Below are 25,312 nucleotides of genomic sequence, written 5' to 3' on the forward strand. Positions count from 1 at the left end.
GCGAGCGGTGAGGGGGACGGCGTCCTCCCTCAGACGGGGCGACCGCGCAGCGCCCGGTAGTGCTCGACCAGCGCGGTCGTCGACGGGTCCTGGTCGAGCTGCGGGGCCTCCGTGGACGTGAGCGCGGGCTCCAGCCGGCGGGCCATGACCTTGCCGAGCTCGACACCCCACTGGTCGAACGAGTCGATCTGCCAGACGACGCCCTGGGTCATGACGGTGTGCTCGTAGAGGGCGACCAGCTGGCCCAGGGTGGACGGCGTCAGCCTCGGCGCGAGGATCGTCGTCGAGGGCCGGTTGCCGGGCATGACCTTGTGCGGCACCACCTCGGCCGGGGTGCCGTCGGCCGCCACCTCCTCCGCGGTCCTGCCGAAGGCGAGCACCGCCGACTGGGCGAACATGTTCGCCATCAGCAGGTCGTGCATCTCACCGATGTCGTGGTCGGGCTCGCCGAAGCCGATGAAGTCCGCCGGCACCAGCGTCGTCCCCTGGTGCAGCAGCTGGTGGAAGGCGTGCTGGCCGTTGGTGCCGGGCTCGCCCCAGTAGACCTCGCCGGTCGCCGTCGTCACCGGCTGCCCGTCCCAGCGGACGGACTTGCCGTTGCTCTCCATCGTCAGCTGCTGCAGGTAGGCCGGCAGCCGGGACAGGTACTGGCTGTAGGGGAGGACGGCGTGCGTCTGTGCGCCGAAGAAGTCGGTGTACCAGACGTTCAACAGCCCCTGGACCACCGGCAGGTTCGACTCGAACGGCGCGGTCCGGAAGTGCTCGTCGATCGTGTGGAAGCCGGCGAGCAGCTCGTCGTAGGCGTCGGGACCGATGGCGACCATCAGCGACAGGCCGATCGCCGAGGTGAAGGAGTACCGGCCGCCGACCCAGTCCCAGAACTCGAACATGTTCTGCGGGTCGATGCCGAACTCCCGCACCGCCTCGGTGTTGGTCGACACCGCCACGAAGTGCTTCGCGACCGCCGACTCGTCGCCGCCCAGCCCGCGCAGCAGCCAGTCCCGGGCGACCTTCGCGTTGGTCAGGGTCTCCAGCGTGGTGAACGTCTTCGACGAGACGACGAACAGCGTCTCGGCCGGGTCCAGGTCGCGCGAGGCCTCGGCGAAGTCGGTCGGGTCGACGTTGGAGACGAACCGGGCCGTGAGGCCGCGGTCGCTGCGGGCCTGCAGCGCCGTGTAGGCCATCGCCGGGCCGAGGTCCGAGCCGCCGATGCCGATGTTCACCACCGCCCGGATCGGCCGCCCGGTGTGCCCGCGCCACTCCCCCGACCGCACCCGGTCGGCGAAGGAGCGCATCCGCGCCAGCACCGCGTGCACGTCGCCGGTCACGTCCTGGCCGTCGACGGTCAGCGCGGCGTCGGCCGGCGCCCGCAGCGCCACGTGCAGGACGGCGCGGTCCTCGGTCGGGTTGACGTGCTCGCCGCGGAACATCGCGTCGATCCGCTCCCGCAGGCCCGCCCGCTCGGCCAGGGCCACCAGCAGCCGCAGCGTCTCGTCGGTGACCCGGTGCTTGGACCAGTCCAGGTACAGGTCACCGGCGCGCGCGGCCAGCCGCCGTCCGCGGTCGGGGTCCTCGGCGAACAGCTCCCGCAGGTGCCGGTCGGCCAGGGTGCGGTGGTGGTCGGCCAGCGCCGCCCACTCCGGTGTCGCCGTGATGTCCAGGCTGGTGTCCACTGCTGCCTCCGGGCCGTCGGGTTCCCCTCAGCCTGGTGGGCCGGACACCGGCAGCACAAACGCGCGGCGCGTTCCGGCGGTGGACCCGCTACCCCGGCCCGGGGCCGGGGACGGCGGCGCCCCGCGCGCGGCGCGGCCGCTGCTGCACGGCGCGCACGAGGTCGGCCGCGAGGTCGCGGAGCTTGCGGTTGGTCCGCTGCGACTCGGTGGCCAGGCGCCGGAACGCCTCCTCCGCGGAGCAGTGGTGCCGGGCCATGAGCACCCCCTTGGCCTGCTCGATGACCGCCCGGGACTCCATCGCCACGCGCAGCGTGCGGGCCGTGTCCGCCGTCGCCGCGTGCTCCCCGGCGCGGGTCACCGTGCCCGCGGCCACCGCGGCGAAGGCCCGCGCCAGCTCCAGCGACACCGCGTCGAACGGGCCGCCGCCGGTGCGGAAGACGCTCAGGGAGCCGACGGTCCGCCCGTCCAGGGGCAGCCCGATGGACAGGACGCTGGTGACGCCGTGCCGCCGCGCGTGGGCGGCGAACTCCGCGCAGGCCGGTTCCTGCGCGGTGTCCCGGATCAGCAGCGGCGCGTCCTCCGCCGGCGGGAGGTGTCGCGGACCGGCGGTGCGCAGCCGCCCGTCCAGGTCGGCCGCCAGCGGCGCGGTCACCCCTCGGATGACGCCGCCCGGGGCCCGGAGCACGGCCACGGCCGCCTCCGCGGGGCCGGGCAGCACCGCCGTGGCGAGCTCGGCGATGCGGGTGAGGCTGTCGGTGAGCGACTGGGTGGGGACGGGCATGTGAGCGAGCTCGGCGAACGCCGCCCCGGGATCCCGCGGCGTCGCGGGGCTCCGGTCGTGCAGCACCATGGGAGGACCTCGATCTGATCGAGCGGCCGTCCCGCGCGCCTGGGGACGACGGCGCACACCGTGCCGCCTCCGGCGCCCGCGCGACAGTCCTTCCCGCGCGGTGCCGCAGGATCGGAGGAGCACGGGATCAACCCGTGGCGCCGGGCCCGCGCACCGGCTGGTCGCTGGACGGGGCGCTGCGCGGGGCCGGCGGTGTGACACGCGGGCCCGACGGGGTCATGGGCGGTCCGGGTGACGGGGCCGGCGCGGCGGGCACCGCGCTGCCGGGGCCGGACGAGGCCGCACGGTGCACCGCCAGGCCCACCAGCAGCGCCCCGGCCACCAGCAGGACGCCGCCCGCCACGAGCAGGCCACCCCACAACCACGGCAGCCCCGGAGCGGTGATGCCGGCCCGCGCGTCGACGTCCACCCCGGCGGTGCCGTCGGCCCGCATGACCACCACGGTCCAGTCGCCGTCGGCCGGGGTCCAGTCGACGGTCTGCGTGCCGGTGCCCTGTGCCTGCGCGACCCAGATGTCCACGTCCGCGGGCGCGGCGGGCGGGGCACCCCCGACGACGTCCCGGCCCTCGACGAGGCCGCCGTCCGGGCCGAGCTCGTCGATCTGCCGGTGCCCCACGCCGCGGAGGTACCGCTCGGCATCGGTCGTGTGGGTCACCCCGGCGAACACCTCGACGTCCGGGTCGGCCGGGGTGACCTGGAGCCGGGCGTCGCCGAGCACGTCGTCGACGAGCCACTCGTCCCCCGCCACGTCGAGGGTGATCGAGCCGGTGACCAGCGCATACCGCGACGTGGCCAGCTCGGCGGCCGGCGTCGAGAGGTGGCCGTCCTCGCGCTGGGTGGCGTCGGCCCGGGCCAGGCCGGCGCCGGCGGCGAGCAGGCCGGTGGAGGTGAGCAGCAGGACCGCACCGACCACGACGGCGACCACGCGGCCGGTGCTCCAGCCTGCCGGCGGGACCGGCGCCGCGGCCGGGCCCCACGGTGGCGGCCCACCGGGGCCGACCGGCCGCGTGCCGGGGTCGGTGCCGCCCATGTCCAGCCGGAACGGCGGGTAGCGGTCGGTCATCAGCGCCACGTAGGCGGCGACGCGCAGCACCCAGCGGTCCATGCCGAGCACGAAGTCGTAGACCGGCTGGGGGTAGCGGCCGGTGAACAGCAGCACCACCGCCGCCACGAGCACCAGCAGACCGACCAGGCCGCCGGCGGCCCAGCCGGAGTCCTCCGGCCCGTCCTGCCCGGCCAGCCAGAGACCGCCGCCGACGAACAGCGCGAGCACCAGCCAGTGCGGCAGCGCCAGCAGCCAGGACTTCACCAGCACCAGCCCGCGGGAGAGCCGCTCGGGGTAGGGCACCTCCAGGCGGGCCGGGTAGTCGGGCACGTCGGCGAGGGTGAACGGCGGGTACCGGTCGGTGCCGAGCCCCGCGTAGCCGTAGTAGTGCACCCGCCACGACCAGCGGAGCACGCCCACGTTGAAGGTGAACAGCGCCCGCGGGTAGCGGCCGGTGACCAGGATGGCGAACCACGCCACGATGGTCAGGACGACGAAGCCGGCCCACAGGAACGCCAGGACGACGTAGTGCGGGACGAGCAGGACCCACTTGACCAGCCACAACCAGCGCGACAGCGGCGGGTCCATCCTCGCGTCGACCCGCACCGGGTAGGGCGTCTGCTCCTCGGTCACGCTGGGGACCTCCGCTCCTCCCGCTCGGGCCGGGCGGGGCGCGGCGACCGTCGGCGGGGCGCACCCAGCCTCGGCCGGTGCCGCTGCTGGTCGACACCTCCCTCCGTCGTCGTCCGGGGATGACGGAGGTCCCTGCACCGGTCCGGGCACCGGTGCCCGCCGCCGGCGACCCTCCCGCGGCCGGGAGCGGCCGGGCATGCTGGCACCCAGCGGTCGGGAGCGGCGCGGTCGAGGGAGGGATCGGCATGGCACGACGCCGGTGGGAGGACCCGCCGGCCCGGTCCGGGTGGGGCCGGCGCTCCCGGCCCGCGGCCGGCGCCGGGTGAGCACCGGGCCATGACCTCCCGCGTCCTGCCCGCCGGCGAGGCGGCGGTCCAGCCGCCACGGACCGGGCGCCGGCCGGTCCAGCGGCACTCGGTCGACCTGGTGCGCGTGGTGCTGGGGCTCGCGGTGCTGGGGCTGGGGTTCCTCATCGCCCAGCGCGGCCGCCTGCCGGTGTTCGAGCAGAACCTCTTCCAGATCGTCAACGACCTGCCCCCGGAGGTCTTCCCGGTCGTCTGGGTGGTCATGCAGCTGGGCAACGTCGTGGCCGTCCCGGTGGTCGCCGGACTCGCCGCCCTGACCCGCCGGGTCCGCATGGCGCGGGACATGCTGGTCTCCGGGGTCCTGGCCTACCTCGCCGCCGACCTGGTCAAGGGCGTGGTGCAGCGGGAGCGGCCGGGCGGGTTCCCGCTCGACGCGCACTTCCCCGAGGGCCCGGTCGGCGGCCTCGGGTTCATCTCCGGCCACTCGGCGGTCGCCGCGGCACTGGCCACCGCCGTCGTCCCGTACCTGCCCCGGCGGGCGCGGCGCACGGCCTGGGCACTGGCCTGGACCGTCGCCCTGGCCCGCGTCTACGTCGGCGCCCACCTGCCCCTGGACATCCTGGGTGGGCTCGGCGTGGGCTGGGCGATCGGCTCGCTGGTGCACTGGGCCCTCGGCGTCCCCCGGCTGGTGGTGCCACCCGACCGCGTGGCGCGCTGGCTGGCGCACTACGGCCTGCCGGTGCGCGACGTGCGGCCGGCCGCCGTGCAGGCACGGAGCTCGATCCCCTTCGAGGCCGTCGACGAGCGCGGCCGCCGCCTGTACGTGAAGTGGCTGGAGCCGGACCGCCGGGAGCGGGACTGGCTGTACCGGCTGTGGCGGCTGCTGGCCGTCCGCGACGTGAAGGACGCCGACGCCGTCGCGCCCCTGGGCCGCCAGGCCGAGCACGAGGCCGTGGCGGCGATGATCGCCCGCGAGCGCGGGGTGCACGTGCCGCGGGTGCTGCTGGCCCGCGGCAAGGACCGCGGCGCGATCGTCGTCCAGGAGTACCTGACCGGCCGTGGGCTGGACGACCTGCCGCCCGAGGAGCTGACCCCCGCGCTGCTCACCGACGTGTGGCGACAGGTGGCGCTGCTGCGGGCGGCCCGGATCGCGCACCACGACCTGGGGACCGCCAGCGTCCTGGTCGACCCCGACGGCCGGCCGTGGGTGGTGGACTTCGGCAACGCGCTCACCGGCGCCTCCGACGACGCGATGGCCGCCGACGTCGCCGAGCTCCTGGCCTCCCTCGCCCTGCGCGCCGACCCGGCGGTCGTGGTCGACGCCGCCCTGGCCGTGCTGGGGCCCGACGTCGTCGCCTCGGCGCTGCCCGAGCTGACCCCGATGAGCCTCACGTCGGCGACCCGCGGTGCGGTGCGGGAGGACCGTGCCCGGCTGGAGGCCCTGCGCCGTGTCCTCCGGGACCGGCTGGGCCTGCCCGACCCCGACCGGCCCGAGTTCGGCCCGCCCGGGCTCGCGGCCCGTCTGGCCGTGGCAGGCGGCGCCGGACTGGTCCTCGTCGGCGTGCCGCTGCTGGCGGGGGCGACGGAGTTCTCCGACGTCGTGGAGGACGGCGGCTGGCGCTGGCTGGGCGCGGCGTTCGCGCTCGCCGTGCTGGCCCGGGCGGCGAACGCGGCGGCGGCCCTGCTGACCGTGGAGCGACGGCTGGCGCTCGGGCGGACCTGCGCCGCCTCCCTGGCGGCCGACGCCGCCTCCCTGCTGCACGGGGGCGAGGGCTGGCGCCGGTCGGCGGCCCGGTTCCTCGAGCGGGCCGGCGTGCTGCCCGCCGACGCCCGGCGCTCGACCGACCGGTACGTGCTCGGCGCGGTCGTCGCCGCGCTCGTCGTCGCCTGCGGGATGCTCGTCATGGCCGTGGTGGAGGGCCGGCTCGGCGACTGGGACGCCCCCGAGGCGCTCGTGCCGGCGGTCGCGCTGGGCCTGGCCGCCTGGGCGCTGGTGCTCGCCGGCCAGTGGCTGGCGGGCCGGCACGACCCCACGCCCCGCACGCGGCGGCGGCTGCCCGCCCTGCTGGCTGCGCTGGCCCGCGTGCCGGCCGGCGTCCCCGGGCGGCGCGGGGCCCAGTTCGGGTGGTCGGCGGCCGGGGTGGTCCTGGAGGCCGGGGCGCTGGCCGCCGCGGTGCACGCGACGGGGGGCTCGGTGGCCGTGCTGGCCACCGCCACCGTCTACGCCGCCCTGCACCTGCTCTGGTCGGTGCTGCCGATGACCGGCGCGCCCGGAGCCGCCGAGGTCGCGCTGCTGCTGGCGCTCACGGCTCTGGGCGCTCCCCTGGCCAGCGCCTGCGCGGCCGCCCTCGTCTTCCGGGTGCTGGCGTTCTGGCTGCCGGCCGCGCTGGGCTGGCTGCTGACCGCGCGCCTCGAGCACCGCTTCGGCGCGTGAGCGGGACCGCGTACCGCCGGCGGCCGGCGGACGCCTGGCTGGCACTGGCGGGTGCCGGCGTCGCGGCGCTGTGCTCGTGGGCGGTCGCCTCCGGCGAGGTCGGGCCGGGCGAGCGTGCGGTGTTCGCCTGGGCCAACGGCTGGCCCGGCGCCTGGGAACGTCCGCTGTGGGCGGTGCAGCTGCTCGGTGTCATCGGGATGCCGCTGCTGGTCGCCGTCCCGGCGCTGGTGCTGCGGCGGTGGCGGCTGGCGCTGGGGCTGGTCCTGCTGGTGCCGCTCAAGCTGCTCGTGCACGGGGAGCTGGTGAAGGGGCTGGTGCAACGGGAGCGGCCGGGCGCCACCATCCCGGGCGCGGTGCTGCGCGACGTGCCGTCGGCCGGGGTGGCCTATCCCTCGGGGCACGCGGTCGTCGCGGCCGGCATCGTCGTCCTGCTCGCCCCGTACGTGCGGCGGCGGTGGCGGGCGCTGCTCGTCGTCCTCGCCGCGCTCGTCTGCGTGTCGCGGGTGTACCTCGGCGCGCACGCGCCGCTGGACGTCGTGGGCGGTGCCGCCCTCGGGGTCGCGATCGGCGCCGCGCTGGGCCTGTTGCTGGGGGTGCCGGCCCGGGCCGCGGCACCGCTCAGGGCGGCCCGCTGACCGGGGCGGACGCCGACGCGGTGGCCCGGCCACCGGCCCGGTGACCTGGTGCGCCGGTGGGCGGAGGAGGTCACCGCGGGGATCCCCGGACGCCCGGCCTGACCTGGTGGGACGACTGGCGGGCCGGGTCAGGACGTAGGTCCCTCTGCCCGGCGGCCCGTCCCACGCAGAGTCGGACAGGCCCCGTCGAACCACCTGCGGGGACCATCCCGCGTCCCTTCCACGTTCCCCGCGACCAGGAGGTCCCCGTGCCGCCCCCCGCCCCGGACCACGTGGTCGAGGACCTCGACGACCCCGACTGCCGGTCCCTGTTGTCGACGGTCCGCATCGGCCGCCTGGGCTACACCCGGGACGCCCTCCCGGCGATCGCCCCGGTCTCCTTCTGCGTGCACCGCGACGAGATCGTCATCCCCTCGCGGTCGGGCAGCCACCTGGTGCCCCGTACCAGCGGCGCGGTGGTCGCCTTCCAGGTCGACTCCCTGGACCCCGACACCTGCACCGGCTGGACGGTGACCGTCGTCGGTCCCTCCCGGTCGGTCACCGACCACACCGAGATCGCGGCGCTGGACCGGCTGCCCTGGCCACGGCCCGCACTCTGGCCCGACCGTTGCTACATCAGCGTCGCCATGGGCCTGGTGGCCGGCTGGCGCGCCGGGCCGCGGCGGGACGCGCCCCTCCGGTCGCCGGCCCGCGACCGTCTGCCCCGTCTGGCCTCCCGCGGCCGTTGAGCGGGCCGCAGCGCCTTCCCCTCGCCCACCGGCCGTGGCAGTCTCGGAACTCCCGAGGGAATGGGACAGCCCATGCCGCCAGAGCCAGCGACGGACGCCGCACCGGCCGCCCGGGCCTCGCCGCTGGCCGGTATGCGGCTGACCGAGCTGCTGCACGAGGTCCAGGACCGCCTGGCGACGGTGGCGCGCAGCCAGGCCCGGGTGCAGCACCTGCTCGACGCGTTCCTCAGCGTCTCCACCGGTCTCGACCTCGAGTCGACCCTCAAGCGCATCGTGGAGTCCGCGGTCGACCTGGTCGACGCCCGCTACGGAGCGCTCGGCGTGCTGGCCTCCGGCGGCGGCCTGGCTGCCTTCATCCACGTCGGCATCGACGACGAGCTCGCGGCCCGGATGGGCTCCCTCCCGGAGGGCAAGGGCGTCCTCGGGCAGCTCATCACCGAGCCGCACGCGCTGCGCATCCCCGACCTGAGCCGGCACGCCGCGTCGGTGGGCTTCCCGCCGCACCACCCCGAGATGCGCTCCTTCCTCGGGGTACCCGTGCTCGTCCGGGGTGAGGTCTTCGGCAACCTCTACATGACCGAGAAGCACCACGGTGAGTTCACCGCCGAGGACGAGGCGGTGCTGACCGCGCTCGCCGGTGCAGCGGGCATCGCCATCGACAACGCCCGCCTCTACGAGGAGGAGGAGGCGCGCCGGCAGTGGACCGCCGCCGTCTCCGACGTCCGCGCGTGCCTGCTCAGCGCCGGCCTGTCCGAGGACGTGCTGGGGCTCATCGCCGAGCGGGTGGCCGAGCTGACGCAGGCCGACGCGGCCTGGCTGCTCGTCGGCCCCGACCCGGTCGACGGCTGCTTCGTGGTCCGGGCCCAGTGCGGCACCGGTCTCGAGCCGGCCATCGGCGAGCGCCTCCCGCCGGACACCAACCCGGTGCTCGAGGCGGCGTCGAGCACCGACGCCGTCGTCAGCGTCGACTGCGGCGGGTCGGCCTGGGCCGGCCCGCACGCGCACGTCTCCTGGGGGCCGGCCACCGGCGTCCGGCTGCGCGGGAGCTCCGGTGAGGACGTCGTCCTGGTCGCCGCCCGCCGGGCCGGCGCGGCGCGGTTCCCGGCCGCCCTCGAGCCGCTCGTGCACACCTTCGCCGACCAGACGGCGGCGGCCCTGGACATGGCCGCGCGCCAGCGCCTGGCCCGCCAGCTCGACGTCTACGCCGACCGTGACCGCATCGCGCAGGACCTGCACGACCACGTCATCCAGCGGGTGTTCGCCGCCGGCCTGAGCCTGCAGTCGGTGCTGCCCCGGGTGCCCGACCCCGAGACCCAGCAGCGGATCCGGCAGGTCGTGCACCAGCTGGACGAGACCGTGCGGGACATCCGGACGACGATCTTCGACCTGCACACCACGAGCGACGGCGACCAGCCGGCCAGCGTGCGACGGCGGCTCCTGGACATCGTGACCGAGACCGCCGGGCGGCACCTGCACCCCACCGTGCGCATGTCCGGCGCTGTCGACAGCCTGGTGACCGATGAGCTCGCCGCCGACCTGGAGGCGGTCACGCGGGAGGCGGTGAGCAACGCGGCACGACACTCCGGTGCCGCCCACGTCACCGTCACCCTCGACGTGGCCGACGAGGTCGTCCTGGAGGTCGTCGACGACGGCCGCGGCATCGACCGCCGGGCCGCCCGCAGCGGCCTGCGCAACGTGGAGGAGCGGGCGCGGCGGCGCGGCGGCGCGGCCACCGTCGAGCCGCTGCCCGAGGGTGGCACCCGGCTGCGCTGGTGGGCGCCGCTGCGCTGAGCCCGCCGGGGCCGGTCGCGGTGCTCAGACCGGGCGGGACGCGCTCCCGGAGCCGCGCAGCTCGGTGGCGAGGACGGCGGCCTGCGTGCGGCGCTCGAGGCCCAGCTTGGCCAGCAGGTGCGAGACGTAGTTCTTCACCGTCTTCTCGGCCAGGAACATGCGCTCGCCGATCTGGCGGTTGGTCAGCCCCTCCCCGATCAGCTGCAGGACCGTGCGCTCCTGGTCGCTGAGCTTGGCCAGGGGACCGGCCGGCTCGGCCACCCGGCGCAGTCGCTCCAGCACCGCCGTCGTCGCGGTCGGGTCGAGCAGCGAGCCGCCCTCGGCCACGGCGCGGATCCCCGCGACGAGGTCCTGCCCGAGGATCTGCTTGAGCAGGTAGCCCGAGGCCCCGGCCATGATGGCCTCGAACAGCGCCTCGTCGTCGCTGTAGCTGGTCAGCATCACGACCCGGAGCTCCGGGATCCGCGACCGCAGGTCCCGGCAGACCGAGACGCCGTCCCCGTCGGGCAACCGGACGTCGAGGACGGCGACGTCCGGCCGGAGCGCGGGCACCCGCGCCAGTGCCTCGGCGGCGTTCTTCGCCTCCCCGACGACGGTGATCCCCGGGTCGCTCTCCAGCACGTCGGCCACCCCCCGCCGGACGACCTCGTGGTCGTCGAGGAGGAAGACCCGGATCTGGCGTCGCTGCCCACCGTCGCCCACCGGCCCACCGTCCGTTCCGCACCGGGCCCCCGTGGGGCCGCTCCGGCCTCAGGTTAGGGCGACGATCGACCCGCGCACGTAGGGCCGAAGGTCCTCCGTGACCTGCTGCTCGTCACGCCTGCGGCGCGGCTGCCGACATCGGCGCGGCCGTCCCTCCGCCGACCCCGGAGACGACCACCACCGTTCCGACCCGAGCCGGGCCATCGGTGACGGGCGTCTGTCGAGGCGCCGGTCGGTGAGGGCCGCGCAGCCGGTGGGCGGCGGCACGGTGCCCGCCGCGGGGATCGTGCCGTGCTCCTGCTGAGCCGCCGCCACCGCGGCCGGACACCCCTCAGCCAAGGGACAGCACGCGGATCAACAGCCGCGCCGCGTCCCCGCCGTCGGCGACGGCGACGTCCAGGGCGCCGGGCACGTCGAGGTCGTCGAGCAGCCGGTCGGTCACCTCGTGCGCCGCCGCGGCCGACGACGACGGCCGGCCCGCGGCGGAGAACAGCGCGTCCAGGCGGGCCTGCGCCGCCTCCAGCGACTCCGGGCGGTACTCCCACGGCTGCGCCCACGGCCGGTCGAGCACCAGCAGGCGCAGCGTGGGGCCGGAGGTGACCCGCAGCAGGTCGGCCACGAGGGTGAGGTTGCCGGTGGACTTGGCCATCTTGGCGCCGTCCTGCGACACCGCACCGACGTGCACCTGCGCCCGCGCGAAGGGCTCGACGCCGGAGGCGGCCTCGGCCATCGCGGCCTGGTGCGCGTGGTGCGGGAAGGCGAGGTCCGCCCCGCCCACGAGGACGTCGACACCGTGGCCGAGGGTCGCCGTCGCCATGGCCGCGCACTCCGCGTGCCAGCCGGGCCGCCCCCAGCCCCAGGGGCTGGGCCAGGCGGGGTCGCGGTCCCCGGACGGCCGCCACACCGGCACGTCGAGGGGGTCCTCCCGCAGCGGGTCGTCGGGGGCGTCGCCGAACTCGGCGGCCAGCTCGCGGGCGCGGGCGGCGTCCAGGCCCGCCCGGGCGGCGACGTCCCCCGCGCGGAAGAAGACGTGCCCCTCGCGGACGTAGGCGCGGTCGGCGCGCAGCAGCGCCGCGGCCAGCTGCTGCACGTGCGGGATGTGGTGACGGGCGCGCGGTGCATGCGTCGGCGGCCGGACCGCGAGGGCGCGCATGTCCTGCTCGAAGGCGAACTCCTGGCTGAGCGCGAACTCGTCGTAGTGCCGGCCCCGGGCATCGGCCGCGCGGGTGAGCACGTCGTCGACGTCGGTGACGTTGCGGCTGGTGACCACGTCGGCCCCGGCCATGCGCAGCACCGCACCGAGGACGTCGGCCCACACGAACGTCGCGGCGTGCCCGAGGTGCGTGACGTCGTACGGGGTGATGCCGCAGACGTAGACCCGCGCCGGGCTGGTCACCGGCAGCGGACGCCCGGCCAGCCGCAGGTCGCCGGTGCGGACGTCGACCGGCTCGTCGATCCGGCCGGCGACGCCGACGACGCCGGAGGAGCTCAGGGGAGGCAGTGCCATGCCGCCATCCTGCCCGCCCCGCCCTGCCGGGCACCGCAGCGGGCGGCCGGTCACCACGATCGAGCTGCCCGCGGACGCCGGGACCGCCGCGACGCCGCCCGGCGGGAACTGGCCCTCGTCGGTGACCGGGCCCTGTGCGACGGTTCTGCCCATGGTCGCCGTCCTCTCCATCCAGTCGCACGTCGCCTACGGCCACGTGGGCAACTCCTCGGCCGTGTTCCCGCTGCAGCGCCTCGGCGTCGAGGTGTGGCCCGTCCACACGGTGCAGTTCTCCAACCACACCGGCTACGGCGAGTGGCGCGGCCGCGTCTTCGACGGACCGGCGATCGAGGAGGTCGTGCAGGGCATCAGCGAGCGCGGCGTGCTCGGCCGCTGCGACGCCGTCCTCTCCGGCTACCTCGGCTCCGCCGACATCGGCCACGCCGTCGTGCAGACCGTGCAGCGGGTGCGGGCGGCCAACCCGGCGGCGGTCTACTGCTGCGACCCGGTCATCGGCGACGTCGGCCGCGGCGTGTTCGTCCGCCCCGGCATCCCGGAGTTCATGCGCGAGGTCGCCGTCCCCGCCGCTGACATCGTCACCCCGAACCACTACGAGCTGGACGCGCTCTCCGGCCGCACCACGCACACGCTGGCCGAGGTGACCGACGCGGTGGCCGCCGTCCAGGCGATGGGCCCGCGGGTGGTGCTGACGACGTCCCTGGTGACCGACGACACCCCGGCGGACTGCGTGGACCTGCTCGCCTCCGAGGGTGGCCGGCACTCCCGGGTACGCACCCCGCGGCTGGACGTCGCGGTCAACGGCGCCGGCGACGCGATCGCGGCGCTGTTCCTCGCGCACTGGCTCGAGACCCGGGACGCAGGGCTGGCCCTCGGCCGCGCTGCGGCGTCGGTGTACGGGCTGCTCAAGCGCACCGAGGACGCCGGGTCGCGGGAGATCCTGCTCGTCGCCGCGCAGGAGGAGTTCGTGGCACCCTCCCGGTCGTTCGACGTCGACCAGCTCTGAGCGCCCGAGGAGCCGCCGTGGACCCGCAGCCCGCGCCCTGGCCCCCGGGTGCCCGATCGGCGTACGCGGAGCTGGCCGGTGACCGGGTCCACGTCCTCGACCTCGGCGGCCCGGCCGGCGCGCCGCCGCTGCTGTGCGTGCACGGCCTGGGCTCCTCCGCGCTGGGTTTCGGGCTGCTCGGTCCGCTGCTGGCCCGCGACCGCCGGGTGCTCGCCGTCGACCTGCTCGGGCACGGCCGCTCGGCGGCCGGCACCGCAGCGGGCAACCGGCGGCTGATCGGGCGGGTCGTCGAGCAGGTGGTCGGCGAGCCGGTGGTCCTGGTGGCCCAGTCGATGGGCGCCGTCCTGGCGCTCCTGCACGCCGCCGAGGCGCCGGAGACCGTGGACCGGCTGGTGCTGATCGGGCCGCCGGTCCCCCGCCCGACCCGCCTCCCGGTCGACCCGGTGCTCGCCGCCCGGCGCGCGTTCCTCCGGCTCCCCCCGGTCGAGCGGGCCGTCGCCGCCCGGTTGCGCCGGATGACGCCGGAGGAGGTGGTCGCCCAGCAGGTGCGCCAGGCGACGCCGCACACCGACCGCCTCCCCACCGACGTCGTGCCGGTGGTGGTCGCCGAGACCGGGGAGCGGGCCACCCGGCCGGACGCCGCGGCCGCGCAGGCCACCCAGTGGCGGGGCATCACCGACACGATGGCGCTGCTCATGCGCCCCCGGCGGTTCCGGGAGACCGTCGCCCGGGTCACCGCCCCGACGCTGTACCTGCAGGGCGAGGACGACCCGCTGGCGCCGGTCGCGGCCGCCCGGGCGCTGGCCACCACCATGCCGGACTGGCGCCTGGAGGTGCTGCCGGGCGTCGGGCACGTGCCCCACCTCGAGGACCCGGCCGGCACCGCCGACCGGATCCAGGCGTGGCTGGCCGGGCGCCGCTGACCGGCGCCCGGCCCGGGCTCACTCGCTGGCGGCCGAGGCGGTGTCGCCCTCGTCCTGCTGCCGGCTGGGCGGCCCGATCCACACCGTCTTGGCGTTGGTGAACTCGTACATGCCCACCTCGGTGAGCTCGCGGCCGTAGCCGCTCTGCTTCACCCCGCCGAAGGGCAGCTCCGGGTAGCTGGTGACCATGCCGTTGACGAACGCCATGCCCGACTGGACGTCGCGGATGAAGCGCGCCCGCTCGTCGTCGTCCTCGCTCCACAGGTTCGCGCCGAGCCCGTAGACGTGGTCGTTGGCGAGCTCGATGGCCTCGTCGAGGTCGGCGACCGTGTGCAGCGCCGCGACCGGTCCGAAGACCTCCTCCGACCAGATCGCCATCTCCGGGGTCACGTCGGTCACCAGGGTCGGCTCGTAGAACCAGCCGGGCCGGTCGACCCGCCTGCCCCCGACGACGACGGTCGCCCCCTTGTCGACGGCGTCCTGCACGTACCGCTCGACGTCGTCGCGCCCGTCCTCGGTCGCCAGCGGGCCGACCTTGGTGTCCTCGGCCATCGGGTCGCCCACCGTGAGGGCCGCGAGCTTCCCGGCGAACAACCGGGTGAACTCCTCGGCGACGTCGCGGTGGACGAAGAACCGCTTGGCGGCGATGCAGCTCTGCCCGTTGTTCTGGCAGCGCGCGGTGACCGCCACCTCGGCCGCCGTGTCCAGGTCCGCCGACGGCATGACGATGAACGGGTCGCTGCCGCCGAGTTCCAGCACCGTCTTCTTGATGGCGTCACCGGCGATCGCGGCGACCGACTGCCCCGCGGCGTTGCTGCCGGTCAGGGTGGCGGCGACCACCCGGTCGTCGCGCAGCACCCGCTCGACGGTCCGGGACCCGATCAGCAGGGTCTGGAAGACGTCGGCGGGGAAGCCCGCCTTGCCGAACAGCTCCTCCAGGTACAACGCCGTCTGCGGCACGTTGCTGGCGTGCTTGAGCAGGCCGACGTTGCCGGCCATGAGCGCGGGCGCTGCGAAACGCATCGCCTGCCAGAGGGGGAAGTTCCACGGCATGATCGCCAGGACGACGCCCAGGGGCTGGTGGACGACGTAGGCCTCCGTGGCGCCGACCGCCTCCGCGTCGGCGGGCCGGGGCCGCAGGAACTCCTCGCCGTGCTCGGCGTAGTAGCGCAGTGCCTTGACGCACTTGCCGGCCTCCGCCTTCGCCGAGGCGAGGGTCTTGCCCATCTCGGTGGTCATGAGCTCGGCCACGGCCTTGGTGTCGGCCTCCAGGACGTCGGCCGCAGCCCGCAGCCAGCCGGCGCGCTGCGCCGGCGTGGTCAGCCGGTAGTCGGCGAAGGCCGCGGCGGCGCGGGCGAGCTTGTCCTCCAGCGCCTCGTCGGACAGCGGCTCGTAGGTCTTGAGCGTCTCCCCGGTGGTGGGGTTGATGGTGGCGATGGCCATGGGGGTCCTCCCGTCGCTGCTGCGGGTGCGGGCGTCTCCCGGGGCTCAGGTCTTGCTCTTGCCCTGGGCGCTGGAGTGCTCGTGCCGGTCGTCGCCCTTGGCGACGTGGCGCATCTGCTTGGAGGCCCCCGTGGTCGCGCCGGCCTCGCTGGGCGACATGCCCTCCTTCTTCGCCTGGCGGGCGGCCGCCTGCTGCTCCTGCTGGTTGGGCTTCTTCGACATGCCCGACGGGTTCCCCGAACCGGCCGGGCGCACACGCGCGCCCCCGCGGGTCGGGCTAGGCGTCGGTGCGGCGGCGCCCGCGGCGGCGGAGGTGCGGGAGGCGCGGCCGCCGGACGGCCAGGTGCGGCCGCCGGAGCGCGAGGTGCGGGAGGTGCAGGGCGACGCGGCCGTGCGGCAGGTGCGGCATGTGGGCGTGCGGCAGCCGGAGGGACAGCTGCGGCAGGTGCAGGCCGGTCCCGCCGCGCCCCAGGTGTGGCCGGCGCAGGGCGACCCGGCCGTGCGCCAGGTGCTCCGCCAGCCGGGGGGCCCGCCGCACCAGCTCGGCGTGGAGGCGGGCCGCCGCCAGCTGCCGCGGGGAGGGCTCCGGTGGCGGGAGAGCGGCCCGTGCGGCCCGGCGGTCGCGCTCCCACCGGGCGGTGTTCTGGCGGGCCAGTGCGATGACCAGCCCGGTGACGAGCGCGAAGCCGACGACGCTGACGATGGCCCACTCCATGACGGCCCCTCCCCTGGAGCCGCCGCGCAGCCCGGCCTCCCGGCGTCCGCGGCGTTACCAGGCACGATCCCCCTCCGGCCCTCGTGGAACAAGTACGTCCGTCACGACTCGTGCGCGACACGCCGGTCGGGCTGCTCGTCCGGGCCGAACCGCAGGACCGCCTGCAGGGGTGGGGCGGCCAGGCGGCGCCCGGCGAGGTCGGCCAGCAGCCGCGGTCCCTCCTCGAACGGGACGACGTCGGTGACCAGGTGCCTGCGGACGTCGTCCCCCCGCGTGCGCAGCAGGTCGAGGGTGACCTCCGCCAGCGCCGCCCGCGGCCAGGCCGCCGCCATCCCGCGGGGCACCCGGCCGATCTGCGCGCAGACGACGGCCAGGCCGTTGTGGTGGAACTCCTCACCGAGCCGGACCGCCTCGGCGCCGGCCTGGTAGAAGCCGAGGTCGACGACGGTCCCCTGCGGCCGCAGGGCCTTGAGCGCGGTGGCCAGCGCCGCGTCGTGGCCCCGGCACTGGAAGACGACGTCGGCGCCGGTGTCCCCGGGCCCGTGGCGCCACTGGTGCTTCACCGCCCGCCAGGCCGCCCCGTCGGCGTCGTCCAGGGCGGTCAGCCCCAGCGCCTCGGCGACCGCGCGGCGGGGTGCGGCGGGCTCGGCCACGACCACCTCCGCCGCCCCGTGCCGCACGGCCAGCAGCGCCGTCAGCAGCCCGATGACGCCGGCGCCGGTGACCAGGACGCACCGGTCGCGGACGCCGGCGTCCACCCCGGCTCCCGGGCCGGCCACGTCGGCGGCGGCGTGCAGCAGGCCGTTGACGCAGATCGGCCCCATCTGGGCGAGGTAGACGCCGAGGACCGGGTCGAGGTCGGCGGGCACCGGGAGCACCGGGACGCGGTCCGGGTCGGCGCAGCGGCCGGTGCGGTGGCCGTAGGCCATGGCGACGAGGGCGCCCTCGGCGAGCCGGGGGGTCCGGCTCTCGGTCACCCGGCCGACTTCCATGTACCCCAGCGACCGCACCGGGTACGGCGCGGGCGGCCGGTCGGGGTCGAAGACGCGCAGCTCCGGGTCCCAGTGCAGCCGGTGGTGCGGATCGGTGCCCCGCACCAGCGCCACCTCGGTGCCCGCGCTGACCCCGCTCCACTCGGTGCGCACCCACGCCTGGCCGGGCCCCGGCTCGGGCTCCACGTCGTCGATCAGCTCCGGCCGTCCCGGCGCCACCACACCGATCGACCGGATCGGCCGCTCCCCCACCCCGGCTCCCCTCAGCAGTCCGGGACGGCCGGTGTCCCGCTGCGCGCGGCCCGGTCCGCGGCGACGGCGAGGGCGTGCGTGCGCAACGCCTCGGCGTAGGGCACCCGGACCCGCTCGGCCCGGCCGAGCAGCACGTCGACGAACTCCCTGTCCTCGGTGGCGACCGGGTCGGCCCCGTCGCGGTGCAGCTCCTCCCCGTCGGCGGTCACCACCCGCAGCTCGTGGTCGTCGAGGCTGCGCTCGGACAGCTCGACCACGCGCCCGTCGGCGACCACCTGCACGCCCACGGCGTGCCGCCAGCCCAGGACCCGGGTCGAGGAGACGCTGCCCACCGCGCCCGAGGCGAAGGTCAGCACCGCGACCGCCGCCGTCGGCACCTCGCCGTCGGCCGCGGCGGGACGTTCGGCGGCCGCGACCGACACCACCTCGCCGGCGAGCAGGCGGGCGAGGTCGAACACGTGCGTGGCCTGCTCGACCACCTGCCCCCCGGACCCCTCGCGCCGCGACCACCACGGCGGCGCGGGGGTCTTGTCCAGCCAGGAGCCGGTCACCAGCTGCACCTCGCCCGCCGGCAGGAGCCCCGCCGCCCGGTGGACGACGTCCAGGTGCCGCCAGTGGTAGCCGACGGCGGTGGTGAGCCCGGTGCGGGCCACCTCGGCGGCGATCGCCTGCGCCGTCGCCAGGTCGAGGGCGAGCGGCTTCTCGACGAAGAACGGCAGGCCGCGGGCGGTGGCCGCCGCCTCCAGCGGGCCGTGCGCGAACGGTGGCACGCACAGCCAGACGGCGTCGAGCTCCTCGGCCTCCAGCAGCGCCAGCCCGTCGTCGTGGCACCGCGCCCCGACCCGCGCGGCAGCCACCTCGGCGCGCTCGCGCACCGGGTCGGCGACGGCGACGACCTCGACGTCGTCGAACCGGGACAGCGCCGCGAGGTGCCGGCCGGCGATGAACCCGGTGCCGACCACCCCGACCCGCAGACGACTCACCGACCGGCTCCGCGCAGGGTGGTCTCGTACACCGCGGCCGTGTCGGCAGCCATCCGTTCCCGGGTGAACCCGGCCAGGTAACGGCACCGCCCGGCCGCGCCCTGCCGCCGCCGCAGCCCGGGGTCGGCGAGCAGCCGTTCCAGCGCGGCGCCGAGCGCGGCCGGGTCCCCCGGCCGGACCAGCGCCCCTGTCACCCCGTCCACCACGACCTCCTCGCTGCCGATGACCCGCGTGGCGACCACCGGCAGCCCCGCCTCCATCGCCTCCAGCGCGACCAGGGGCATCCCCTCGTGCCGGGACGGGAGGACGAAGACGTCGGCGGCACCGAGCAGCTGGCGGGCGTCGGTCCGGTGGCCGGCGAACCGGACGGTGCCCCCCACGCCGAGTGCGGCCGCGCGCTTCTCCAGGGCCTCCCGCAACGGACCGTCGCCGATCAGGACGACGGCGAGGTCGGGGAAGCGCGCCAGCAGCCCGGGGACCGCGTCGACCAGGTGGCCCTGCCCCTTCATGTGGGTCAGCCGGCCGATGGTCAGGACGACGGGCTGCCGCGGGTCCAGGTCGAGGGCGGCCCGGGCGGCGTCGCGGCCGATCCGGCCGTGCAGGGGGGCGACGCCGTTGGGCACGGTCGTGAACCGCTCCGGCGGCACGCCGATGCGGTGGTAGGTGCGGCGCAGCCCCTCCGAGACGGCGATCAGCCGGTCGACCTCGGCGATGCCGTGGTGGTAGGCCCGCCGCTTGCGCGGGTGGGCCACCAGGAAGGGCAGGTGCTGGGTCTGCAGCACCGCGGGGCAACCGGCGCGGCGGGCGAGGCGGACGCCGTCCCAGTTCTCCGCGCCGGTGCCGACGTGGCAGTGGAACACCTCGACCGGGTGCCGGTGCAGGAACCCGGTGACCACCTCCGCGAACCGCACGTCCCGCGGAGAGGGCAGCTCGACCGTGCGGGCGCCGAGCTCCGCGGCCCGGTCGAGCAGCCGCCGTCCCCCGGGCGTCGGCCGCATCATCAGCGCCACGTCGGCCGTCCCGGCGTACTCCGCGACCAGGTCCACCATGTGTGCGCCCATGCCCGACGGGTCGGTCGACGGCGTGTACAGGCAGATCGATCGACGTCGGGGCACCGTTGCCCTCCACCGCTGCTCGGGGGTCCGCTGGCGGGTGCCAGGGTCGAGCAACGTAGCGCCCACCAGGCGATCCTGGACAGACGGTCCCCGCCGGGGGCCGGCACCCGGGTGTGTCGTGCGGCGTGGTGACCACCGGTGGAGGGATACGTCCCGGGCGCACGCCGGACGCCCGCATCCCGGTGGTGGGCCCGCGGGTGCGACCTCGTCGACGCCGACGCGGTGGCCGCCGCACCCGAGGACGGCCGGCTCACGGCGGGGTGAGCACCGACCAGGCGGCGTGCTGCACCCGCCACGTCCGGGCCGGGACCGGTTCCCCGAGCTCGCCGTCCGCGTCCAGCGCAGCCGGCTCCCCGGAGATCGTCACCTCCCGGCCCGACACGACGAGGACGTCGTCCCGCTGGGTGTGCCGGCCGTCCAGCAGCGCCACCGCGAAGGCGGCCCGGGCCAGCGGCCCGGTCGCGGTGCAGACCACCACGTCGGCGAGGCCGTCGTCCATCCGCGCGTCCGGGGCGAGGGGCCGCCCGCCACCGATGGTCGGCCCGTTGCACACGGCGGCCATGAGGACGCGCCCGGTCCCGGGTCCGACGACGCGGCCGTCGACCTCCACCCGGAGGTCCCAGCCGGTGGCCGTCATCCCGGCCAGCACCGCCCCGACCGGGAAGGAGGCGCGCTTGAGCACGGGCTTGACCCAGCTCGCCGCCGCGTAGGCGCGGGGGCCGACGCCGGCGTGGACGGCGTTCACCACGAGCCCTCCGGCGTCGTCGCGCAGCAGGTCCAGCGGCCTGGGGACGCCGGTGGCCACCACCGCGGCGGCCGCGACGGGGTCCAGCGGTACCCCCAGGGCCCGTGCCACGTCGTTGCCGGTGCCGAGCGGGACGATCCCGAGCGGGTCACCGGGGTCCAGCACCCCGGCCCGGTCCAGCGCCCGGACCACCGCGCGTACGGAGCCGTCCCCGCCGACGGCCACCAGCCGCCGGCCGTCGCGGGGGGAGACCGCCGCGTCGAGATCGCGCTGGTCACCGGTCGCGGCGACCGCGACGTCGGCGTGCCGGCGCAGCTCCGCCACGACAGCGGTCACCGCCTCGTCGTCGGCGGTCCCCGCCGACCGGTTCACGACCGCGAGCAGCCGCTGCATCCGGTTCCTCCCGCGTCAGCCCGCGCCCCCGGTGGCGGCGTCATACGGGCATGCGGAGGACGGGCTTGACCACGGCGCCGCTGTAGGAGGCCTCGACGGCGTCCTCGATGCGGTCGAGGGGGAAGTACTCGACCAGGCGGTCGAAGGGGAAGCGGCCCTGGGCGTACAGGTCCATCAGCGCGGCGATGAGCACCTGGCCATGCCCGCTGCCGCCGAGGGTGCCGCGGATCGTCTTGCCCCACAGCGTGGTCATGTGGTCGGCGCTGAACTCCGCCCCCGCCGGCGCCCCGCCGATGAGCAGCGCCGTCCCGAGCATGCCGACCGAGTCGATGGCCTGGCGGATGACCGGGAGGGCGCCGGTGCAGTCCAGTGCGGCGTCGGCCGGGCCGCCGCAGATCTCGGTCACCGCCTGCACGGCGTCGGTGTCGGTGGCGTCGACGACGTGGGTGGCGCCGAGGTCGGTGGCCAGCCGGAGCCGGGAGGCGTGCCGGTCGACGGCGATGATCGTCGTCGCCGCGGAGTTGCGGGCGGCCATCACCGCGGCCAGGCCCACCGTGCCCGCGCCGTAGACGACGATCGAGCTGCCCGGCTCCGGGCGGAGGGTGTTGAACACCGCGCCCGCGCCCGTCGCCAGGCCACACGCCAGCGGCCCCATGAGCTCGACCGGCAGCCCGGCGGGGATCGGCACCAGCGACGAGGCGGTGGTCATCGAGTACGTGGCGAACGACGACTGGCCGAAGAAGTGGCTGGCCAGCGGCTCGCCGTCGCGCGTGCGCAACGCCGAGGCGCCGCCGAGCCGGGTACCGCCGCCGACCAGCTCGCCCGTCCGCAGGCAGTAGCGCGGCTGACCGGCCAGGCAGTTGCGGCAGTCGCCGCAGTAGGGCCAGCCGAGGACGACGGCCTGCCCCTCCCGGACGCCGGTGACGCCCTCGCCCACCGCGACGACCGTGCCGGCGCCCTCGTGGCCGAGCACGCCCGGCAGCGGGAAGGGCAGGTCGCCGTCCCGCGCGATGCCGTCGGTGTGGCAGAAGCCGGTGGCCGCCACCCTCACCAGCACGTCGCCGGGGCCCGGCTCGTCGATCTCGACGTCCCGGACGACGAACGGGCCGTGCAGTTCCTCGACGACGGCAGCGGTGATCTCCACGCGGGTTCCTCTCGGTGGTCGGTTCAGGGGACCTCGTCGGCCGCGGGCGCCGGTGTCCCCACCGGCCACCCGCCACCGCCGGACTGGGTGAGCACCCGGGAGATGCCGCGCGCGGCGGCCCGGACGCCGGGGGTGACCGCGCGCACCGCGGCCGCGGAGTCCCCGCGCACCACGACCGACAGCGCCGCGACGACGCCGTCGGTGCCGACGATGGGCGCGGCCACCGAGACCGCGTCCATCGTGACCTGCCGGTCGCTGATCGCCAGCCCGGTGCGCCGGACGTCGGCGAGCACCCGGCGCAGCTGGCGCGGGTCGGTGATGGTCTGCGGGGTGTACCGCTTGAGCGGGCCGGCGAGCACCCGCTCCTGGACCTCGAGCGGCGCGTGGGCGAGCAGCACCAGGCCCACACCGGTCGGCGGGAGCGCGAAGCGGCCGCCGACCTGGGTGAGCACCATGACCGCGTCGCGGCCGGCGAAGCGCTCCACGAAGAGCACCTCGACGTCGTCGCGCACGGCCAGTTGCACGTTCTGGTGGGTGACCTCGTAGAGGTCCTCCATGAACGGCAGGGCGGCTTCCCGCAGACCGAGGCCGCGGGGGGCCAGCGCGCCCAGCTCGAACAGCCGCAGCCCGATCCGGAAGCGGCCGTCGGCATCCCGCTCGAGGCCGCCCCAGCGGCGCAGCTCGGCGACCAGCCGGTGCGCGGTGGACAGCGGCACGCCGACGATGCGGGCGATCTCGGAGAGCGTGAGCGCCGGCCGCTCGCGGGTGAACGCGTCGAGGACGGCCAGCAGCTTGCCGCCCGACGTCCGCGCCGGGGTGGGTGCCGCGGCGACGGCGTCGGGCGTGCGCAGCGACGTCAGAGCTCCAGGACCAGCTTGGGGCAGGCCGCCCGGGACACGCAGATGAACATCGTGTCGTTCGCCTCCTGCTCCGCCGGGGTCAGCAGCGAGTCGCGGTGGTCGACCACGCCCTCCAGCACCGGGGTCTCGCACGTGCCGCACGTCCCCTCCTGACACGAGGAGAGCACCGGCACACCGGCCTCCTCGACGACCTCCAGGATCGACTTGTCCGGCGGCACGGTGAGGGTCATGCCGCTGGTGGCCAGCTCGACCTCGAAGGCACCCTGGAGCAGCGGCTCCCCGAACTCCTTGGGGCTGAACCGCTCCACGTGCAGAGCGCCCTCGGGCCAGGTGACGCACTGCTTCTCGACCGCCTGGAGCAGCGGCTCGGGGCCACAGCAGTAGACGAGGGTGTCCGGCCGCGGCGCGCCGAGGATCGCCTCGAGGTCGATCAGGCCGACCTCGTCCTGCGGGTGCAGGGTGACCCGGGTGCCGGTGAGCTCCTCCAACGACTCCAGGAAGGACATCGACCGGCGGCTGCGCCCGCCGTAGTGCAGCTCCCACTCCGCGCCGGCGGCCTCGGCCGCGGCCATCATCGGCAGGATCGGCGTGATGCCGATGCCGCCGGCGATGAAGACGTAGCGCGGCGCGGGCACCAGCGGGAAGTTGTTGCGCGGCCCGCGGACGTCGACCTCGACGCCCTCGGTCAGCTCGTCGTGCACGTACGCCGAGCCGCCGCGGCCCTCGGGTTCGCGCAGCACCCCGATGCGCCAGACCGACCGGTCGTCCGGGTCCCCGCACAGCGAGTACTGGCGGGTGAGGCCGTTGGGCAGCTCGAGGTCGAGGTGGGCGCCGGGGGCCCACGCGGGCAGGTCGGCACCGGAGGGGTCACGGAGCTCGAGGACGACGACGCCCTCGGCCCCCTCGGTGCGGGACGCGACCTGCAGCTTCAGGTCCACCTCGTCGTGCGTGCTGTGCACGGGGTTACTCCGTTCGATGTAGGCAGGCGACGTCCCCGGCCCGCCGGTGGGGCGGACCGGGGACGGGAGTGCTCAGACCAGGACCGGTGTCCGTGTCCGGATGATGGACCGATCCGTCACCCGGTGCGCCGGTGGGGGCGGCAGCACGTCGGGCAACGGGGTGACCGTCGGCCCGCCGGCGGGGTGGTTCGGATGGGCGAGCAGCCACTCCCACATCTCGATCGGGTCCTCCCCCTCGGCCTCGGCTCCGCAGTGGCAGCGGCCGCGCAGCCGGTCGGAGCCGGGCAGCCAGTTGATGCGCAACACCTTCTCACCGACGAGGACCTCGCGCGGCGGGGGCAGGGTCATGCCGTTCCCTCCGGAGCCGTTGGCGGAACTCACCGTGCGGTCGCCCCCGCCGGCTGCTCGGCCGGTGCGCCGGAGGCCTCGGCGGCCATGGCCGCGATGAGCCGACGAGCGGCCAGGCCGCCGGTGTCGATGTTGATCGACAGCTCCTGGTAGCCGTCGGGCTCCCCGGTGAGGACCTGCTCGAGGACGTCGAGGGCGGTGACGTCCTGCAGGACGACGGTGCGGTTGTTCTCCCGCAGGAAGTCCGACACCTCCTCGTCGTCGAGCGCGAAGTCGCGCGCGACGGCCCAGAAGTCGTGGGTGGAGTTCTCCGTCTCCGGGGTGATCGCGTAGACGACCTCGACGTGGAAGGCGTCCGGGTCGGTGCCGTCCTCGTTGGGCAGCACGCCGACCGGGGCGATCCGGCTGTGCAGCTTGTAGAGGCACGGCGGGGTGAACTCGATGTCCTGCCAGCGCGTGATGCGGCCCTGGATGCCGGTGCTCTTGGAGTAGAACGGCGGGCACTCCGCGTCGGCCATGTGCCGGCTGACGTAGACGATGCCGGCCTCCTCGTCGACCTCCGTGGTGATCGGCGTCTCGGCGACCTCCGGGGTGCCGATGTACCCGCCGTGCAGGTAGGTCTCGTGGGAGAGGTCCATGAGGTTGTCGATCAGCAGGCTGGCGCGGGCCTGCAGGGGCTCCATGCCGCTGACGACGGTCCAGCCCTCCTGGTCCAGCCACGGCGCCCGCGGGATGCGGGTGCTCTCGGCCCGGTCCGGGTCGCCGATGAAGACCCACACGAAGGAGTCCTGCTCGACCACGGGGTAGGACTTCAGCCGGGCGGTGCGCGGGACCCGCTTCTGGCCCGGGACGGCGACGCAGACGCCGTCGGCGCCGTAGGTGAAGCCGTGGTAGCCGCAGACGACGGTGTCGCCGTTGAGGTGGCTGGGCTTCTCCGACAGCGGGAAGCGGCGGTGCACGCAGCGGTCGCTCATCGCCGTGACCTGGCCGGCCTCGGTCCGCCAGAACAGGATGGACTCCCCGCAGATGGTGCGGCTGAACAGCTCGCGACCGATCTCGCGGCCGTACGCGGCCACGTACCACTGGTTCTGGACGATCGACGTCATGCATGCCTCCAGGCTCGGGCTCCACAGC

The 25,312-nt window shown here is 76.0% G+C and carries 22 protein-coding genes and 1 pseudogene; 6 read left to right on the top strand and 17 right to left on the bottom strand.

Annotated features, from left to right (window positions below):
- Positions 1–29: 29 nt before the first annotated feature.
- From pgi to ACI78V_RS13525, 3 genes are all read right to left on the bottom strand, one after another.
- Positions 30–1,673, bottom strand: a complete 1,644-nt coding sequence (gene pgi, locus ACI78V_RS13515) for a glucose-6-phosphate isomerase (RefSeq protein ID WP_456851510.1) — start codon at positions 1,671–1,673, stop codon at positions 30–32.
- 88 nt (positions 1,674–1,761) lie between these two features.
- A complete protein-coding gene (locus ACI78V_RS13520; protein WP_456851511.1) occupies positions 1,762–2,454 on the bottom strand; it encodes an ANTAR domain-containing protein in 693 nt (230 codons plus the stop codon).
- Positions 2,455–2,650: 196 nt separating this feature from the next.
- Positions 2,651–4,201: a DUF4389 domain-containing protein gene (locus tag ACI78V_RS13525; RefSeq protein WP_456851513.1), complete on the bottom strand. Its 1,551-nt coding sequence runs from the start codon at positions 4,199–4,201 to the stop codon at positions 2,651–2,653.
- 336 nt (positions 4,202–4,537) lie between these two features.
- Between ACI78V_RS13525 and ACI78V_RS13530 the strand changes: the two genes are divergently transcribed.
- The 4 genes from ACI78V_RS13530 (at position 4,538) to ACI78V_RS13545 (ending at position 10,094) form a co-directional block, all read left to right on the top strand.
- Positions 4,538–6,940: a phosphatase PAP2 family protein gene (locus ACI78V_RS13530; protein WP_456851515.1), complete on the top strand. Its 2,403-nt coding sequence runs from the start codon at positions 4,538–4,540 to the stop codon at positions 6,938–6,940.
- Complete coding sequence (locus ACI78V_RS13535) at positions 6,937–7,575, top strand: phosphatase PAP2 family protein (protein ID WP_456851517.1); 639 nt, start codon at positions 6,937–6,939, stop codon at positions 7,573–7,575. Before ACI78V_RS13530 ends, ACI78V_RS13535 begins: the two co-directional genes overlap by 4 nt.
- Positions 7,576–7,823: 248 nt before the next feature.
- Positions 7,824–8,303 carry a pyridoxamine 5'-phosphate oxidase family protein gene (locus tag ACI78V_RS13540; RefSeq protein ID WP_456851519.1) on the top strand — a complete coding sequence of 160 codons (480 nt, stop codon included), beginning with the start codon at positions 7,824–7,826 and terminating at the stop codon, positions 8,301–8,303.
- A gap of 72 nt (positions 8,304–8,375) precedes the next feature.
- Positions 8,376–10,094: a GAF domain-containing protein gene (locus ACI78V_RS13545; RefSeq protein ID WP_456851521.1), complete on the top strand. Its 1,719-nt coding sequence runs from the start codon at positions 8,376–8,378 to the stop codon at positions 10,092–10,094.
- 24 nt (positions 10,095–10,118) lie between these two features.
- Here the strand turns inward: ACI78V_RS13545 and ACI78V_RS13550 are convergent, their stop codons facing one another.
- Together ACI78V_RS13550 and ACI78V_RS13555 are read right to left on the bottom strand one after the other, a co-directional pair.
- The gene (locus tag ACI78V_RS13550) at positions 10,119–10,796 is read right to left on the bottom strand and encodes a response regulator (RefSeq protein WP_456851522.1); all 678 of its coding nucleotides are present in this window, start codon (positions 10,794–10,796) and stop codon (positions 10,119–10,121) included.
- Positions 10,797–11,127: 331 nt separating this feature from the next.
- Complete coding sequence (locus ACI78V_RS13555) at positions 11,128–12,303, bottom strand: cysteine--tRNA ligase (protein ID WP_456851524.1); 1,176 nt, start codon at positions 12,301–12,303, stop codon at positions 11,128–11,130.
- A gap of 151 nt (positions 12,304–12,454) precedes the next feature.
- Here ACI78V_RS13555 and pdxY point away from each other — a divergent pair, with 151 nt between their 5' ends.
- Both pdxY and ACI78V_RS13565 read left to right on the top strand, forming a co-directional pair.
- Positions 12,455–13,306 carry a pyridoxal kinase PdxY gene (gene pdxY / locus ACI78V_RS13560; RefSeq protein ID WP_456851526.1) on the top strand — a complete coding sequence of 284 codons (852 nt, stop codon included), beginning with the start codon at positions 12,455–12,457 and terminating at the stop codon, positions 13,304–13,306.
- 17 nt (positions 13,307–13,323) lie between these two features.
- Positions 13,324–14,229, top strand: coding sequence for an alpha/beta fold hydrolase (locus ACI78V_RS13565; RefSeq protein WP_456851528.1), 906 nt, complete (start codon positions 13,324–13,326; stop codon positions 14,227–14,229).
- Between the two features lie 18 nt (positions 14,230–14,247).
- On the opposite strand, the gene ACI78V_RS13570 is transcribed toward ACI78V_RS13565, so the two are convergent.
- The 12 genes and pseudogenes from ACI78V_RS13570 to ACI78V_RS13625 form a co-directional block, all read right to left on the bottom strand.
- Entirely contained in the window at positions 14,248–15,672 is a 1,425-nt protein-coding gene (locus ACI78V_RS13570) for an NADP-dependent succinic semialdehyde dehydrogenase (protein ID WP_456851530.1), read from the bottom strand.
- 45 nt (positions 15,673–15,717) lie between these two features.
- Entirely contained in the window at positions 15,718–15,894 is a 177-nt protein-coding gene (locus ACI78V_RS13575) for a hypothetical protein (RefSeq protein WP_456851532.1), read from the bottom strand.
- Between the two features lie 55 nt (positions 15,895–15,949).
- On the bottom strand, positions 15,950–16,387 hold the full coding sequence (locus tag ACI78V_RS13580; RefSeq protein WP_456851534.1) for a hypothetical protein: 438 nt from the start codon (positions 16,385–16,387) through the stop codon (positions 15,950–15,952).
- Positions 16,388–16,488: 101 nt separating this feature from the next.
- Positions 16,489–17,631, bottom strand: a complete 1,143-nt coding sequence (locus tag ACI78V_RS13585) for a zinc-binding dehydrogenase (RefSeq protein WP_456851536.1) — start codon at positions 17,629–17,631, stop codon at positions 16,489–16,491.
- An 11-nt stretch (positions 17,632–17,642) separates the two neighbouring features.
- A complete protein-coding gene (locus tag ACI78V_RS13590; RefSeq protein ID WP_456851538.1) occupies positions 17,643–18,614 on the bottom strand; it encodes a Gfo/Idh/MocA family protein in 972 nt (323 codons plus the stop codon).
- Positions 18,611–19,729 (bottom strand): glycosyltransferase family 4 protein, encoded by a 1,119-nt coding sequence (locus ACI78V_RS13595; RefSeq protein WP_456851540.1) that lies wholly within the window; start codon positions 19,727–19,729, stop codon positions 18,611–18,613. Before ACI78V_RS13595 ends, ACI78V_RS13590 begins: the two co-directional genes overlap by 4 nt.
- A 250-nt stretch (positions 19,730–19,979) precedes the next feature.
- Complete coding sequence (locus ACI78V_RS13600; RefSeq protein ID WP_456851542.1) at positions 19,980–20,867, bottom strand: diacylglycerol/lipid kinase family protein; 888 nt, start codon at positions 20,865–20,867, stop codon at positions 19,980–19,982.
- Positions 20,868–20,907: 40 nt separating this feature from the next.
- Complete coding sequence (locus ACI78V_RS13605) at positions 20,908–22,011, bottom strand: NAD(P)-dependent alcohol dehydrogenase (RefSeq protein ID WP_456851544.1); 1,104 nt, start codon at positions 22,009–22,011, stop codon at positions 20,908–20,910.
- A 23-nt stretch (positions 22,012–22,034) separates the two neighbouring features.
- Complete coding sequence (locus ACI78V_RS13610) at positions 22,035–22,871, bottom strand: IclR family transcriptional regulator (protein ID WP_456851571.1); 837 nt, start codon at positions 22,869–22,871, stop codon at positions 22,035–22,037.
- A pseudogene (locus tag ACI78V_RS13615) lies at positions 22,868–23,776 on the bottom strand (PDR/VanB family oxidoreductase); the annotation flags it as partial. The pseudogene ACI78V_RS13615 and the gene ACI78V_RS13610, both read right to left, overlap by 4 nt.
- Before the next feature lie 126 nt (positions 23,777–23,902).
- Positions 23,903–24,178: a hypothetical protein gene (locus tag ACI78V_RS13620; protein ID WP_456851546.1), complete on the bottom strand. Its 276-nt coding sequence runs from the start codon at positions 24,176–24,178 to the stop codon at positions 23,903–23,905.
- A gap of 29 nt (positions 24,179–24,207) precedes the next feature.
- Complete coding sequence (locus ACI78V_RS13625) at positions 24,208–25,284, bottom strand: Rieske 2Fe-2S domain-containing protein (RefSeq protein ID WP_456851548.1); 1,077 nt, start codon at positions 25,282–25,284, stop codon at positions 24,208–24,210.
- Positions 25,285–25,312: the final 28 nt, after the last annotated feature.

The organism is Geodermatophilus sp. SYSU D00742, assembly GCF_054049935.1.

Excerpts from the sequence above, each read along its gene's own strand:
- ACI78V_RS13520 (WP_456851511.1), bottom strand. The coding sequence starts at position 2,454 with ATGCCCGTCCCCACCCAGTCGCTCACCGACAGCCTCACCCGCATCGCC.
- ACI78V_RS13580 (WP_456851534.1), bottom strand. The coding sequence starts at position 16,387 with ATGGAGTGGGCCATCGTCAGCGTCGTCGGCTTCGCGCTCGTCACCGGG.
- pdxY (WP_456851526.1), top strand. The coding sequence starts at position 12,455 with ATGGTCGCCGTCCTCTCCATCCAGTCGCACGTCGCCTACGGCCACGTG.
- ACI78V_RS13545 (WP_456851521.1), top strand. The coding sequence starts at position 8,376 with ATGCCGCCAGAGCCAGCGACGGACGCCGCACCGGCCGCCCGGGCCTCG.
- ACI78V_RS13575 (WP_456851532.1), bottom strand. The coding sequence starts at position 15,894 with ATGTCGAAGAAGCCCAACCAGCAGGAGCAGCAGGCGGCCGCCCGCCAG.
- ACI78V_RS13620 (WP_456851546.1), bottom strand. The coding sequence starts at position 24,178 with ATGACCCTGCCCCCGCCGCGCGAGGTCCTCGTCGGTGAGAAGGTGTTG.
- ACI78V_RS13555 (WP_456851524.1), bottom strand. The coding sequence starts at position 12,303 with ATGGCACTGCCTCCCCTGAGCTCCTCCGGCGTCGTCGGCGTCGCCGGC.
- ACI78V_RS13570 (WP_456851530.1), bottom strand. The coding sequence starts at position 15,672 with ATGGCCATCGCCACCATCAACCCCACCACCGGGGAGACGCTCAAGACC.
- ACI78V_RS13600 (WP_456851542.1), bottom strand. The coding sequence starts at position 20,867 with ATGCAGCGGCTGCTCGCGGTCGTGAACCGGTCGGCGGGGACCGCCGAC.
- ACI78V_RS13530 (WP_456851515.1), top strand. The coding sequence starts at position 4,538 with ATGACCTCCCGCGTCCTGCCCGCCGGCGAGGCGGCGGTCCAGCCGCCA.
- ACI78V_RS13625 (WP_456851548.1), bottom strand. The coding sequence starts at position 25,284 with ATGACGTCGATCGTCCAGAACCAGTGGTACGTGGCCGCGTACGGCCGC.